General features: G+C 34.6%; 17 protein-coding genes. 9 read left to right on the top strand and 8 right to left on the bottom strand.

What is annotated here, in order from left to right; all coding sequences use genetic code 11:
• The first annotated feature begins 20 nt into the window (after positions 1-20).
• From U735_RS0111540 to U735_RS0111530, 3 genes are all read left to right on the top strand, one after another.
• Positions 21-422, top strand: coding sequence for a response regulator (locus U735_RS0111540; protein WP_031443963.1), 402 nt, complete (start codon positions 21-23; stop codon positions 420-422).
• Positions 423-1,203: 781 nt separating this feature from the next.
• Positions 1,204-1,959: a LytR/AlgR family response regulator transcription factor gene (locus U735_RS0111535; RefSeq protein ID WP_031443962.1), complete on the top strand. Its 756-nt coding sequence runs from the start codon at positions 1,204-1,206 to the stop codon at positions 1,957-1,959.
• Between the two features lie 49 nt (positions 1,960-2,008).
• Complete coding sequence (locus U735_RS0111530) at positions 2,009-2,404, top strand: response regulator (RefSeq protein ID WP_051892101.1); 396 nt, start codon at positions 2,009-2,011, stop codon at positions 2,402-2,404.
• Between the two features lie 576 nt (positions 2,405-2,980).
• On the opposite strand, the gene U735_RS0111520 is transcribed toward U735_RS0111530, so the two are convergent.
• The 6 genes from U735_RS0111520 to U735_RS0111495 form a co-directional block, all read right to left on the bottom strand.
• The gene (locus U735_RS0111520; RefSeq protein ID WP_031443959.1) at positions 2,981-3,358 is read right to left on the bottom strand and encodes a DoxX family membrane protein; all 378 of its coding nucleotides are present in this window, start codon (positions 3,356-3,358) and stop codon (positions 2,981-2,983) included.
• A 4-nt stretch (positions 3,359-3,362) separates the two neighbouring features.
• Entirely contained in the window at positions 3,363-3,866 is a 504-nt protein-coding gene (locus U735_RS0111515; protein WP_031443958.1) for an SRPBCC family protein, read from the bottom strand.
• 4 nt (positions 3,867-3,870) lie between these two features.
• On the bottom strand, positions 3,871-4,377 hold the full coding sequence (locus U735_RS0111510; protein ID WP_031443957.1) for an SRPBCC family protein: 507 nt from the start codon (positions 4,375-4,377) through the stop codon (positions 3,871-3,873).
• A complete protein-coding gene (locus U735_RS0111505; protein ID WP_031443956.1) occupies positions 4,367-4,699 on the bottom strand; it encodes a metalloregulator ArsR/SmtB family transcription factor in 333 nt (110 codons plus the stop codon). The genes U735_RS0111510 and U735_RS0111505 overlap by 11 nt, the downstream gene beginning before the upstream one ends.
• Before the next feature lie 269 nt (positions 4,700-4,968).
• A complete protein-coding gene (locus U735_RS24595) occupies positions 4,969-5,280 on the bottom strand; it encodes a hypothetical protein (protein WP_198036650.1) in 312 nt (103 codons plus the stop codon).
• A 2-nt stretch (positions 5,281-5,282) separates the two neighbouring features.
• Positions 5,283-5,660 carry a DNA-binding protein gene (locus tag U735_RS0111495; protein WP_031443955.1) on the bottom strand — a complete coding sequence of 126 codons (378 nt, stop codon included), beginning with the start codon at positions 5,658-5,660 and terminating at the stop codon, positions 5,283-5,285.
• Positions 5,661-5,932: 272 nt separating this feature from the next.
• On the opposite strand from U735_RS0111495, the gene U735_RS0111485 reads away from it, so the two are divergent.
• The 3 genes from U735_RS0111485 to U735_RS0111475 are packed head-to-tail and all read left to right on the top strand — an operon-like array spanning position 5,933 to position 7,134.
• Positions 5,933-6,460, top strand: a complete 528-nt coding sequence (locus U735_RS0111485) for an RNA polymerase sigma factor (protein WP_031443954.1) — start codon at positions 5,933-5,935, stop codon at positions 6,458-6,460.
• An 18-nt stretch (positions 6,461-6,478) separates the two neighbouring features.
• Positions 6,479-6,901: a hypothetical protein gene (locus tag U735_RS25015; RefSeq protein ID WP_051892098.1), complete on the top strand. Its 423-nt coding sequence runs from the start codon at positions 6,479-6,481 to the stop codon at positions 6,899-6,901.
• Positions 6,902-6,915: 14 nt separating this feature from the next.
• The gene (locus tag U735_RS0111475) at positions 6,916-7,134 is read left to right on the top strand and encodes a hypothetical protein (protein WP_031443952.1); all 219 of its coding nucleotides are present in this window, start codon (positions 6,916-6,918) and stop codon (positions 7,132-7,134) included.
• A gap of 132 nt (positions 7,135-7,266) precedes the next feature.
• On the opposite strand, the gene U735_RS0111470 is transcribed toward U735_RS0111475, so the two are convergent.
• Positions 7,267-7,632 (bottom strand): hypothetical protein, encoded by a 366-nt coding sequence (locus tag U735_RS0111470; protein WP_031443951.1) that lies wholly within the window; start codon positions 7,630-7,632, stop codon positions 7,267-7,269.
• Between the two features lie 1,147 nt (positions 7,633-8,779).
• Here U735_RS0111470 and U735_RS0111455 point away from each other — a divergent pair.
• The 3 genes from U735_RS0111455 to U735_RS0111440 all read left to right on the top strand — a co-directional run bounded on the left by U735_RS0111455 (position 8,780) and on the right by U735_RS0111440 (position 12,067).
• Positions 8,780-9,328, top strand: a complete 549-nt coding sequence (locus U735_RS0111455) for an RNA polymerase sigma factor (protein ID WP_034248446.1) — start codon at positions 8,780-8,782, stop codon at positions 9,326-9,328.
• Positions 9,329-9,330: 2 nt separating this feature from the next.
• Complete coding sequence (locus tag U735_RS0111450) at positions 9,331-10,608, top strand: hypothetical protein (RefSeq protein ID WP_031443949.1); 1,278 nt, start codon at positions 9,331-9,333, stop codon at positions 10,606-10,608.
• Between the two features lie 787 nt (positions 10,609-11,395).
• Positions 11,396-12,067 carry a fibronectin type III domain-containing protein gene (locus tag U735_RS0111440; protein WP_180994014.1) on the top strand — a complete coding sequence of 224 codons (672 nt, stop codon included), beginning with the start codon at positions 11,396-11,398 and terminating at the stop codon, positions 12,065-12,067.
• Positions 12,068-12,319: 252 nt separating this feature from the next.
• Here U735_RS0111440 and U735_RS25295 read toward each other — a convergent pair whose 3' ends face one another.
• A complete protein-coding gene (locus U735_RS25295) occupies positions 12,320-12,700 on the bottom strand; it encodes a hypothetical protein (RefSeq protein ID WP_083260642.1) in 381 nt (126 codons plus the stop codon).
• Positions 12,701-12,730: the final 30 nt, after the last annotated feature.

Raw genomic sequence — 12,730 nt, 5'->3', positions numbered from 1 at the left:
TATTAAATTACAAACGTTACATGAAGACAACATACAATAAGGTAATGGTCGTTGATGACAATAAATTGGATATTTATTTTACCACTAAATTGATATTGAAAAATAGTTTAGCCGAGAATGTTTTAGAATTTACGTCTGCTGAAGGTGCCTATGATTATTTACGGGACAACCAAACTGAAAAGTCAGAATTACCCGGGATTATTTTTATAGATATTTATATGCCTAATTTAGATGGTTTCGAATTCATAGATAAGATTAGGGAATTGGGCGAGAATATAACGGAAAATTGTAGATTATGTATTGTATCCAGTACTGTAAGTGATTATGATATCCACAAAGCAAAAATTGAAAAAGGCATCCCCCTTTTTTCCAGTAAACCTATTACCAGTGAATTTATAGAAAGATTGGCTAATCTTCAATAATTTAAATTTCTACCTACAAGTAGGTGGGGCATGTTAATTGTTGATCATACTATTTTTTCCCTGTTTTTATTGTGGTTATACCGGTTGAATAATGCCAGTTGACAGCTTATTATATATGTATTTCGTTTTTAAGCGCCAATACCATTTAACGTAAACAGTGAAGTTCTTGGGTATTAGCCAAATTTAGCCATTTGGAACAATTGTCGTGAACACATCATCTCTAAATTCTTCAATTAATTAGATTATCAGTAGCGGATTTGTTCCTAGCCATGGCATTAATTTATCCAAATAGAGAACACTTGTTCTTTGGAACCTAACACTTATTAATGTATAGTAGCAAATAATACCTTAGTTGGATTTTACCAAGCCAATTATCACCAAAAGGTTAATTTTAATGCCTTCAACAAGGTAGTTTTGAATTCATTCTATAATGATGATAATCTTTCCGTGTTATGAAAAGATTGACATGGAAAAACTTATATAAAGTCTTCTAAAATTTAAATATTGTTTTAAGGAATTTCTTGTAGTAAGAAAATAAGCTTTAGAAGGTATAAGATTCGAAATCGTTGTGGGAGTAAAAACCCTTATTTTGTGGAAGATGGATAAAGATTAAATGCTCTGGATTACACTTAATAATTGATTGATAAAGAAACAATATTTAAAAGATTAAATCCATAAGTCGTTAAAATTCTTAATTGTCAATAAATCCTAATTCGAATAAAAGGTACGGAGAAGTGAGATTTATGTGGCATAGAAGATTTACTTATGAAGTTTGGCCCCTATGAAGTTAATTAACGCAGTTATTATAGATCATGAAAATGATACTGTTCAACTATTGCAAAAATTTGCAAAGGAAAATGCAATGATTATATCAATCTGTGGCTCTGACACCAAGTTTGAGATAGGCATAGAAATGATAAAAAAAAAGCGGCCAGAATTAATATTCTTTAATGCCTGTGAGGCAAATTTAAATTTTTTTGAACTCATTGATAATATAGATTTCGTAGCACCTAAATTTATATTCATGTCCAATGAGAAGAAGGATGCATATCACGCTTACAAATTAAACGCAGTTGGCTTTCTATTAAAACCATTGCGCTTTAATGATATCATACTAGCGGTTTATAATGTCATGAAAATATGTGAAATAGAACTTAGTTTTCAAAAAATCCAACTACAGAAAATAGACTTCTTAAACGCATCGCGTACCAACCAAGATTATGTTGCAATATCATCAAATAATAAAATAGAATTGCTAAAAACAGATGATATTATTTATTGCCAGTCCGAAGGGAAATATACCGAATTTAAATTGACGGATGGAGCAAAAATTTTATCTACCAAGAACCTTGGTGAATATGTAAATACCATTAATCAAAATTATTTCTTTAGAATTCACCATTCTTATCTAATTAATATAAAACATATTGTAAAAATCACTAAAAAAGATGGTTTTCATTGTGAATTTTCTGACGGCACAATACTACCTGTGGCCAAAAGGCGCATGGATAGGTTTACCCAATTTATCAAACAATAAAAATCATACTATTTTCTGAAAATAAATAATATAAACCGCCAATAGGACAATGACACATAAGTATAAAAAGTTAATGATAGTTGATGATAATAAGATTGACATTTTTATTACAATTAAATTATTATCCAAATATTGTTTTGCGAAGGATGTATTGCAATATACTTCTGCTGAAAAAGCTCTAGAATATCTAAAAGAAAACAATCTCAATATTGAAAATTTGCCTGATTTGATTTTTTTAGATATTAACATGCCTATAATGGATGGCTTTGAATTTTTGGATCAATTCAATAAATTGGATAATAATCTGCATGAACATTGTAAAGTATGTATTGTATCCAGCAGTATTAGCCCTCATGACGTGCATAAAGCAAAATTGGAAAGAGGAATCTCTAAATTTACCAGTAAACCTATCTCCAAAAATTTTATTGAATCACTTATGGCTTGATTATATATCATTTTGTTGAATTTATACGATTAACTAAGTTTTGCATGTTGGTTTAGTAAATTACCAATACTTTTAAGAGTGTGACTTCTGAACATATCAAATCGTAAAACGACCAATGATAAGAATAGACAAGTTATTTGTAGGTGCGTAATTCGGTGAGTAATTTCTATATTAAAATTTATAAATACCTGATAATCAATATTTAATGTGGTAGGTTGCAGTTCCTCTTTCTCCGCAAAAGGAAACCCATAACGAAAGTTATGGGTTTTTTGTTTCCTGCAGCCTACGAAGTTTACTTCGAAGAGGCGGAAGGAAACAAAAAGTCTAACACGCGGAGCGGGTTATGGTTTCCATGCTTGCCCGGGATTGCCTATTGGGATGCGCGAGTGGAAACGAGTGAATCCTTTATCTGTATGAAAGCTACAAATTTGCCCAGCACTTTTATTCAGGGTTATGGTTTCCATGCTTGCCCAGGATTGCCTATTGGGATGCACGAGTGGCAACGAGTGAATCCTGGCGAGGCACGAGCGTAACGCTCGCGCCAGCGGGGGGGTCATTGGGATTGTTCTTAAGCTGTTACCGAATTAGTAATGATAACTTTTCTCTATTTTCATAAATAATCCAAAGGTTTATGGCCAGTAATATGAATGCAATAGGTAAACCCGATGGTGCAGAATTGATGTTTGTTAAAAGTATACCTATTATTACTGGAAAAATTACCAGGGCACCAAGTATCCTAGTTTTAGGAATGGCAAACAATAAACCACCTAGAATTTCTGCAAAAGCCACCAAGGGTATAAGCCAACTAACCTCCATGAGTGCGCTCATTAATTTTACCATATTTTCGGGTAAATCTTCAGGTATTGGCATGTAATTGAAAAATTTATTCAATCCTGCATTAATGAACACAAGACCAAATAACAGACTAACGACGAACATTATTTTCTTTTTCATCTTTTTATTTTTTTAAGGCTACGAGTAACTCATCCAATTTCTCAAGTGTAGAAAGCATACCTTCTTCCATTCCCATATTGATTACCGCTTCAAGTTCATTCAATGAATCGTATGAAACAACAGTTGTAACTATAGCATTTTCGCCTTTGTCGGTAAATGTCACTTTCCAATTGGCAGTAGGAAGCTCTTGATTTATGGTGCCTTCACTATCGCAAAATGAATCGATTGATCGATAATAATCTATAGGATTTACATCATAATATTCAGTATAGCCCCAATATTCTGGGCCTTCAGGGTCAATCATGGCATAATGCCAATGCCCACCATTTTTAAAGTCCATAGATTTTGTTTTGGTCGTAAATGGTTTTGGTGCAAACCATTTATCCAGGAATTCCAGTTTGGTGTAGCAATCCCAAACGAGTTGCCTTTCTGCGTTGAACTCCCGCACGATAGTTAAAGTGTTGTTGTCCTTGTCCACAAGGAAATCGAATTGCAAATTACCTTTCATTTTTTTAGTCTTTAAATGTGTTCAATAAATTATCGAGTTGATTTAAGCCTGCTGTAAAGCCTTCTTTAAAGCCCATTTTTAATATTTTTTCCAGACCTTCAAAAGTGTCCAGGGTTAGGGTGATATCTACAGTGGTGGATTCATGGTTATCAATGAAGCTGTTTTTCCAATGTATTTTCAAAAAATCTGTCTTCACGAAATTCGCTTCTTCATCACAAAACCCATCCCAACCGCTAAACATTTTTTGCTCTTCAATTCTTACATAGTCGAACCTATTCCAGTGCATTTTATTTTCTGGGCTTACCATTGCATAATGCCACATTCCTCCTTCCTTAAAGTCCAAAATTTTGGTTTTATTTTGAAAAGGTTTTGGGGCCCACCATTGGTCAAGGATTTCGGGAATTGTCCACGCTTTCCATACTAATTCTAGTTCTGCGTTAAATTCTCGTTGAATGTTGATGGAATTGTTTTCCTTGTCCACTGAAAAATTGAATAACAGACTACTTTTCATTTTTTTTGTTTTTAAGTGTGTCCAATAAATTATCCAGTTGGTTGAATCGGTTTTCCCAAATGACTCTAAATTGCTCTAGCCATTTATCGATTTCCTTCATTTTTTCAACTTTAAGCTCGTAGAATATTTCTCGACCTTGTTGGTTGGCTTCGACCAAGTCGCATTCATTAAGAATTTGAATGTGCTTGGAAATCGTGGGTCTTGCCGCATCAAAGTTTTCTGCAATGGCACCAGCGGTCATTGTTTGTGAGGTTAGCATTACCAATATGGCACGCCTTGTTGGGTCTGAAATGGCCTGAAAAATATCTCGTCTTAATTTCATTATGAAGTTATTTGGCTACAAATATATACGAAGTCATTTAACTACGCAAATAAATAACAGATTTCATTTGAATTTTGTGGAAAGTTTAGACAGACAATAAGAAGAACTTCACAGGCATAGTAAGACTTCTATAATCCAAATTGCCTTAGATGATGGTCCGTATGTTTATATACCAGAATACCGATTTGCTCTTTGGTCATTTTACCAAAGAAATCGTGAATGAATCTTGGGTTGTTGTAGTTTTCATATTTATAAATCAAATCAATCCATTACAACTTTTCCGATTCCAAATCTCCATCTATTGTCTGTACCTTAAACTGGTCTGAAATAGGAATGTTTCTGTCCAATGGTCTATCATCTTTTATCATTCTCTTCAGTGCCATTTTTCCAAATAGTTTTCCAATAAAAGCTTGTTTGTAGGTATGGTCTTGTGTCCCTAGTATCCATCCATTCCAATAGGTATTGTGTCTTAGCATTTGGACCACATTCATTTTGCCCCATATAGCTTTTTGTTCCTTACGTATTTGTTCTATTCGTTCTACTAACTGATCTCTTGTATTTTTGTCGAATATGGTTTTCATTTTTACATCTTTATACAGTATGAAGTAATCGCTTTTATTTTAACTCCTTTTGCAGCTTGAAACATGTAAAAATCAGAAAACGCGTACTTTTCCCCGTTCTGCATTTTCATCATCCCATTTGCAGCGCCTTCTTTTCCGTGCGATAAGATTTGGTCAATAATCAATTCGGATGCTTTTACTGATTTCATTTCCTCCAATGCTTTTGCAAAATTTACTTTTCCTTCAATTTGTTGATCCCCGATGATATTCCAGACTATGTCATCGGATACACTATCGATTAAAAATGTTAGGTTTCCTTCAGCAAAAGCGATATTGTATTGCTTTAGAAATTCCATTTTGGGTGAGTTCCCACAATTTGGACTTGATATTATTTTGATCATTTTATAACGTTTTTAACTTTACATATTCTCATTATATAATAAGTTAAACTTTTCTTCATCTTGCTCGGTAAAAACACAAACATAATAGCCATTATCATCATAATAAACTTTCCTGTCATAACCGCACTTAGTTCTAATTGAACGTATAACTTCCCTAATATACCAATTCAAACTTATGTTATATCTTTTTGAAATAAAACGTTAGTAAATGCAATAAATTAAAAAACTTACGTCTTCTTAAACAAAGACCCCTATAAAAGGTAATAGCCATTTTGGAATCAGAAAACAGTACAAAGCTGAAAGATTTTTTCGGACGGGAATACGACTCTCTCAAGAGGTATGTGAACTCAAAAATAAGTGACACGGCCAATCGAGATGCAGAGGATATTATCCAAGATGTTGCCCTAAAACTATTTTCAGGGGCGGATAGATATGCACCGATTAATAATGTCGCTGGATTTGTTTATAAATCCGTAAGGAACAGAATTATTGATGTAATGCGGACTACTAAAAAAAATATGAATTCCGTTGATATTGATAATGATCTATTGGATTTGGTAGATGTAATTCATCAATCTGCCAATAGTTATTCCTCGGAGGAAACAGTGCTGCTTTTAAAAAAATGTATCGATCAGTTAAAACCTGCATATAAGGACATAATCGTCGCCGTTGACTTTGAAGGGTATTCATACAAGGAAATTGCAAAGGAAACAGGTATTTCTATAGGTACACTCATGTCCAGAAGGCATAGGGCACTGGGCATATTATATTCTCAAATTGAACAAAAAATAAATAGATAAACTTAAAATTATTGAACCATGACAAATTTTTTCACGCATAAATTCAGAAAGAAATCCCCTCTTAAGATCATAGGAATGATTGTTTTTGGAACTATTGCCATAGTTGGATTGGCCATTTTATTTGGTTTTGTCCTAATGTGGTTGTGGAACTGGTTAATGCCCGATTTATTTGGATTGACCACAATTACTTACTGGCAGGCCGTAGGACTGTTTATTCTCTTAAAGATACTTCTTGGTGGGTGCGGCGGCAGCGGTAGCAGTAAGAAAAAATCCTCCAAACATAAAGATAGAATATGTGAAAATGAATCCAAAACCGATTTTTCAAAATGGAAACATTATGATAAATTTTGGAAAGAGGAAGGTGATCAACACTTCAAAGACTATTTAAAAAGGCAGGAAAACCCTATGCAGGATAACGGCCCAAAATCAGAGTTGGAATAACCTAACAATTTATTATGGAATTATTGATATTTCAGACAGATATTAAATCGAAGGACAAAGTGAAATCAATTGAACCTATATTGAACAGTCACTCCAATATTCTTAAATGGACCATTGACCTAGAGGATATTGATAATGTACTTAGAATTGAAGCTACTAAAAATTTGATGGAGGAGGAAGTTATTGATTTGCTGAAAGTTCTAGGATTTAGTATCCAAACATTGCCGGACTAAGTCGTTGGCCTCCAAATTTCCGTTCTATGTCATGACCTAAACATGGGAGTGAATTAAGCTCAAGGTATGTTTAATCCCTAAAAGCAGCCTAGTTTTTATTCCAAATGATTTTCTCAAAACAGACTTCAGTTGTTATAGCTTTTCATGTTGTAAAGTAATGAAGCTCTTCCAGCCGATAATGGGAGATAATCCATTTAAATGGGCAGGATAAGCATGGTAATAAACCTCTTTTTTGAGATCCAATATTACCGGCCATTTAACTTCATCCACCCCTTGGCCCAAAATATTCAAGATGGCCGTTTCTACAAATTTGGAACATATGGCGCCTATCACTCTAATTTCGTCATGATAACCTGGTCCGGACAAACCTATATAGTAATCGGCCGGTTCTCCCGAAAATGAACATGTTGGTATTTCTGACACAACGTGTGCAGAATTTTCAACAATTCCTTCACAAGATTGGTTTTTCGGGATTAAGTTATTTCTTATACTTTCCATATGACCAAAACTACTTTTTTTCTGTTTTGATGGAAGGTTGCCTACTTTATTTTATCATCTGAATTGTTAACTATTAAATCGGCTTGAATTCAGAATATTACATTTTTAATCAACAGAAGTTGTTTTTGTCCAAATATAATTCCATATGTCTAATATCGGGTGGACATGTTTGATCTGGGAAAAATATTGGAAGCGATTGGAGTCCTGGAACCCACCATTTCCAAAATATGAACCTGTGATGGTAGAATGGGTTGAAAGCCTTTTCCTATAACGGATATCAATTCAATTGAGGTTTTATCTAAGATTGATGTATTTAGGTTTGCCATTGTTAATTTTTTTCCATTGAAGCAACCAATTAAATTGATTGACGTCTTCTTCGAACAAGTAATCGAATCATGGAACCCACGGGTACCAGGTGCATAGTTCCCCCCAATTAAAAATAAAAATGATTGCAATTGCCGACTAGCACTATTTTTTAGGATAGTCAGAGGTACTGGAGCATCCTTTGGGCATATTTGAGACACAAAGCATAACGCCTTTAGTCAATATTAGATATTTTATAAAAGTTAATGTAGCGTTTTAGGTCGACTTTTCGTACCGGTAATAACCTGAGTCTACAAATTGGATTGTAGATGTTTTACAGATTGATTTTGAAGTGTATATAATCGAATATGAAACATAGTGTTGGGAATGGAACGATTTATATTGTAGAGTACTATTGGGGTAATGTAGATAATGTTTTGTGTTCCATTGGAATTTAGAGCGCAAATTGAACTTTTAAAGTCTGTCAAGGTCAACGCTATTAATAGAATACCGTTGGAATAAGAGTTTTTGCACAGTTTAAAACTAAACCTAAAATAAACAATAACAGCCGTTACTTTAAAGAACCATTGCTTTGATCGTGAATCTACATTTAATAATTTTTTATGGATAGGCCAAAGATTTATAAGGTCCTTATACAGCTAATTATATGGACATGATGCTCCTTTTAATTAATTCTGGGTATAAAGTTTGGACGGCGTTTTTGTTAAATGGAACTCCGTTCATTCACATGATAAAATTGCATGGAAAAAAGAATAATCAAATCGGCTACCTGTTTTAGGAATTACTTTTTTGATTCCCATAAGTAGTATAATTGTGAAGAAGATTGAGCAAGGACACTAGGGAGGAAGAGACGAATTTAATTTCTGGTTGTGTTTTAAAATCAAGAATAGATCAGGAACGTCTTTATAAGAAATATTATGGTTATGTCATGGCAATTGGGATGGCCTATTGTACAAATAAGGATGTGGCAAGGGAAGTGGTCGATGATGTCTTTATCAAGATTTTTGATTCGATTGATTCCTTTGACCGGAACCAATCTTTTAAGGGTTGGGTGAGACGAATAACCATTAATTGCGCCATAGATGAATTTAGAAGGAACAAAAAACATTTATATCACTTGGACATAAGTGAATGTCCATTGGATTTGCCAGCGGTAGATTTATTGGACCAATTGAACATTGATGATATTCATAATTTATTGGGAGAACTTCCCGAAATTTTAAGGACGGTTTTTAATCTCTACGAAATTGAAGGCTATAACCACAAGGAGATTTCAGAATTTATGGGCATAGGCGAAAGTTCGTCCAGGACTTATCTAGCAAGAGCGAAAGAGAGGTTGAGAAGTATGGTAACCAGACATTTTAATCAATAAGGATGAAAGAACATTTTGACGAAGAATTGGCAAACAAAATTAGGGACGCAATACTTGACCATGTGGAGGTCTATGAGGAAGGGGCATGGGAGCGTTTTCTAAATCGTAAGGAAAATAATAAAAACCGGGTTCCTTATTGGTATTTTACAGGAATTGCTTCGTCTGTTTTATTGGTAGTTTCGATTGGCTGGATATTACTCAAAAATTTTCAGCAACCTATAGATATACAAAATCCCTTAACTATAAAGGAAAGGCCCCTACCCCATCCCCGCTTAATAGATTCTACATCGGCCAGGGATAACGAAGATTATAACCAATATTTTCTTAAGGACATTTCCAAAAAGAATAACACTTATGTTTCCTCTAGTGATGATACCTTGAATTTGCATCGTACCACTGGAATTAAACTGACCCAAAAGGATGGTAGGCATAAAGACACTTTTAAAAAAGTTGGAAAAGATAGATCTGTTATGGCAGTAACACAATCTATAATGCTGTTTGGGAATGCTTTGCCCAATGATGCCGGGGATATTAATTTTTTGGCTTTACCAATAGAGAACGTTTATTTGAATTCTGAGCAATTGACATCTTACAGTACAGAGGAAAATTACAAGGTTCCCAAGTCCGATAAGAAGAATATTGAAGTTGGGCTCCAGATTTCACCAAGTTATGGTTCAAATAATGCCAGTTTCCAAGCCTTGACTTCCACAAACTTTGGCGGCGGGGTAACTTTGAACGTGCCAATTAAATCCTCGGCATTTTCAATTAACACTGGAGTAATTTTTAATGACCTGCGCTTAACGAACGAAGAATCCATGCTTGCATCTTCGGAGGTTTCTATGGAAGAGGATAAACACTATAAGGAGGAAACAAGACTTTATAATTTGGATATTCCTTTAAATTTAATGTATAAGATTCCTAGCAAAAGAAACTATATTTATGTTCAAGCCGGTATGTCTTCCTATTTAACTTTTAATGAAAATATGGCATCGACCAAAACTACCTTTCGTGAAGTAGAGGTTTTTCAAGATGTCGACGGGACAACGCATAGTTATATGGTTACTGAAGCTATATCGTCAAAGGAAGAATCAGATTACCATGGTACTAAGTTGATCCCCTTGGGATCATTGAATTTATCCTTGGGGTATAAGGCACCTTTAACAGACCGTATAAAGTATGAAATCCAGCCCTTTTATAAATTCCCTTTAAATCCCATAACCACTGATAACACTAAAGTTCCCATGGGTGGGATATCCTTAAAAGTCTCTATAACTCCTTAATATCATTTTCGGAGCTCTATGCCTCCTATATAAATGTTTTAAGTTTACATGTAGCATTCCGTCAATTTTATGCGTATAGATGATTCATAACTAATAAAAAAGTGTATCTCCATATAAAACCATTTAAGGGATTGAACTGACGTGTAGGAATTGGATAGAGCTATAAAAAGTTGATCAGTTATATTGACCATTTGGAATTGGGCTTTTAACCAAATAATAGTACAGTGAATTTTATCAAAATGTATTAGTTGTTTATATTTTTTGGAAAAGTCCCTATTGCCTATGATAGGGGCTTTTTTTGTATTCCCTCTTAATCCCAATGGTTTCTTTTGAGGACGTTTTAGAATTGAGTTGATATCCACTATTTCCTTCTGTAGTTTGATTGATGGGTAATTGGAAAGTGATACCATTGAAGCCCAAAATGTATAGGATGCGTTCAAATCTTTAACCAACCTAAACTCTAAATATTGAAATTTCTCAATTTAATTAAAGGGCGATTATAATACTGTTCAGGTACAAGAGCAGCACCTGAACTACTGTTTATTGCTGATTTAGAATTTTTAGCGCCTGCTGTTATTGGAAATGATCAATTTAATTACGATTACAAGTTATGCATTTTACCATTCTTCGATCAGGACAAATACTTTTATAGAAATGCCCCACTTCCTTTCACTTTTTCAATGATTCCCATGGTCTAGAGATTTAACAAAAAAAATAGTCTAGGATATGTAGCGTTTTTGAAAGCATGGCCGTAATGGGGTTATTAACAATAAAAAACAAAATTTACATGAAAAACAAAATTAAATTCCAATCGTATTATTTTTTAATTCTTATGACCATGGTCACCGTTTTAACTACGTCCTGCAGTAAAGATGACGACAATGATCCAGATTCAAAAGTGGCAGCCCCTACACTTAGTAATGCCAGTGAACTTCAGGCTACTTCCTTTAAGGCTTCTTGGACCAAAGTGGATTTGGCGGATAGTTACCTAATTGAAGTTTCCAAAAAATCTGATTTTAGTTCAACCGTTACGGGCTACAATAAAAAATCGGTTACCACCAACAGTGCCGTCATCAGCGGATTGGAAGGGGAGACCAAATATTATTTTAGGGTCTATGCCAAAGATGGTAGTGACATATCAAAGGCATCTGCTGCCAAAGATGCCACGACAACCAAGCTTATAGCTGGGCCTGTGCTTAAAGATGCAACTGATATCCAGAACACATCATTTAAAATTGAATGGACTGCTATAACCGGGGCCGATAAATATCTAGTAGAGGTTTCAAGTAAATCGGATTTTAGTTCTACAGTTGCTGGTTTCAACAAGAAAGAAGTTAGTGAAATATCTGCTTCCGTAAGCGGTTTAACCACCAAAACCAAGTATTATGTAAGGGTATACACCAAGAAAGGTGCGGATGTGTCCAAACCATCTGCGGTTAAGGAAATCACAACTAGTTGATTGTGTTAAATTGTTTGATTAAGAGAAGCCGTCTCAAAACCTGAGGCGGCTTCTTTTTGTTTCTTATAATCTTATTGGCTTAGCTCAAAGAGGCGGAAGAACTGCTTGTTGATTTTAGCCATTGATTGTACTATTTTTATGCAGGAATTATCTGGAACGGGCAAATAGATCCTGTATTTCCAAATTCAATTATTGGAGGCTAGTTTGCTTCCCCAAATTTTTAATTTTTATTTGGATTCCCCTGTTGATTCCTTAACCGCTTCGATTGCTCCTGCCTCTATTGGCATTATGTTCCTCATGGTAACTACGGATATCTTCTTTTTGATACCCCTTGATCCTCTCGTACTTCGTACGTCTTAGGTCCAAATGGCTATATCTAGGTGGTAATACCCTGAGCCGTACCCAAACATTCCCTTCCAAATAGATATAAGTGCGGGCCGATAAGTCATAGTAAAAACTATAGTTTGGAAAATATACGTATCGAACTACCTCCAACCGGTTTGGATAGAACCAAGGCGGGGGCGGTGGGTTTGTCCCCGCGGTGAAGACCATTGGGCCACAACTGGTGACGGCCATGAATATTGATAATATGGGTATTAATATCCTTGCTCTAAACAGTATTCTTGTTTTCATGTCCATAAGAACTTTGAAAACAAAATAAAG

It is taken from the genome of Arenibacter algicola (genome assembly GCF_000733925.1).
Classification (GTDB): domain Bacteria; phylum Bacteroidota; class Bacteroidia; order Flavobacteriales; family Flavobacteriaceae; genus Arenibacter; species Arenibacter algicola.
Note: the sequence above shows the minus strand (reverse complement) of the source record. Positions and strands in the feature narration are given on the sequence as shown.

Bases quoted from the DNA above. Each gene is read 5' to 3' on its own strand.
- U735_RS0111540 (WP_031443963.1), top strand. From the start codon at position 21: ATGAAGACAACATACAATAAGGTAATGGTCGTTGATGACAATAAATTG.
- U735_RS0111535 (WP_031443962.1), top strand. From the start codon at position 1,204: ATGAAGTTAATTAACGCAGTTATTATAGATCATGAAAATGATACTGTT.
- U735_RS0111530 (WP_051892101.1), top strand. From the start codon at position 2,009: ATGACACATAAGTATAAAAAGTTAATGATAGTTGATGATAATAAGATT.
- U735_RS0111520 (WP_031443959.1), bottom strand. From the start codon at position 3,358: ATGAAAAAGAAAATAATGTTCGTCGTTAGTCTGTTATTTGGTCTTGTG.
- U735_RS0111515 (WP_031443958.1), bottom strand. From the start codon at position 3,866: ATGAAAGGTAATTTGCAATTCGATTTCCTTGTGGACAAGGACAACAAC.
- U735_RS0111510 (WP_031443957.1), bottom strand. From the start codon at position 4,377: ATGAAAAGTAGTCTGTTATTCAATTTTTCAGTGGACAAGGAAAACAAT.
- U735_RS0111505 (WP_031443956.1), bottom strand. From the start codon at position 4,699: ATGAAATTAAGACGAGATATTTTTCAGGCCATTTCAGACCCAACAAGG.
- U735_RS24595 (WP_198036650.1), bottom strand. From the start codon at position 5,280: ATGAAAACCATATTCGACAAAAATACAAGAGATCAGTTAGTAGAACGA.
- U735_RS0111495 (WP_031443955.1), bottom strand. From the start codon at position 5,660: ATGATCAAAATAATATCAAGTCCAAATTGTGGGAACTCACCCAAAATG.
- U735_RS25015 (WP_051892098.1), top strand. From the start codon at position 6,479: ATGACAAATTTTTTCACGCATAAATTCAGAAAGAAATCCCCTCTTAAG.
- U735_RS0111475 (WP_031443952.1), top strand. From the start codon at position 6,916: ATGGAATTATTGATATTTCAGACAGATATTAAATCGAAGGACAAAGTG.
- U735_RS0111470 (WP_031443951.1), bottom strand. From the start codon at position 7,632: ATGGAAAGTATAAGAAATAACTTAATCCCGAAAAACCAATCTTGTGAA.
- U735_RS0111450 (WP_031443949.1), top strand. From the start codon at position 9,331: ATGAAAGAACATTTTGACGAAGAATTGGCAAACAAAATTAGGGACGCA.
- U735_RS0111440 (WP_180994014.1), top strand. From the start codon at position 11,396: ATGAAAAACAAAATTAAATTCCAATCGTATTATTTTTTAATTCTTATG.
- U735_RS25295 (WP_083260642.1), bottom strand. From the start codon at position 12,700: ATGAAAACAAGAATACTGTTTAGAGCAAGGATATTAATACCCATATTA.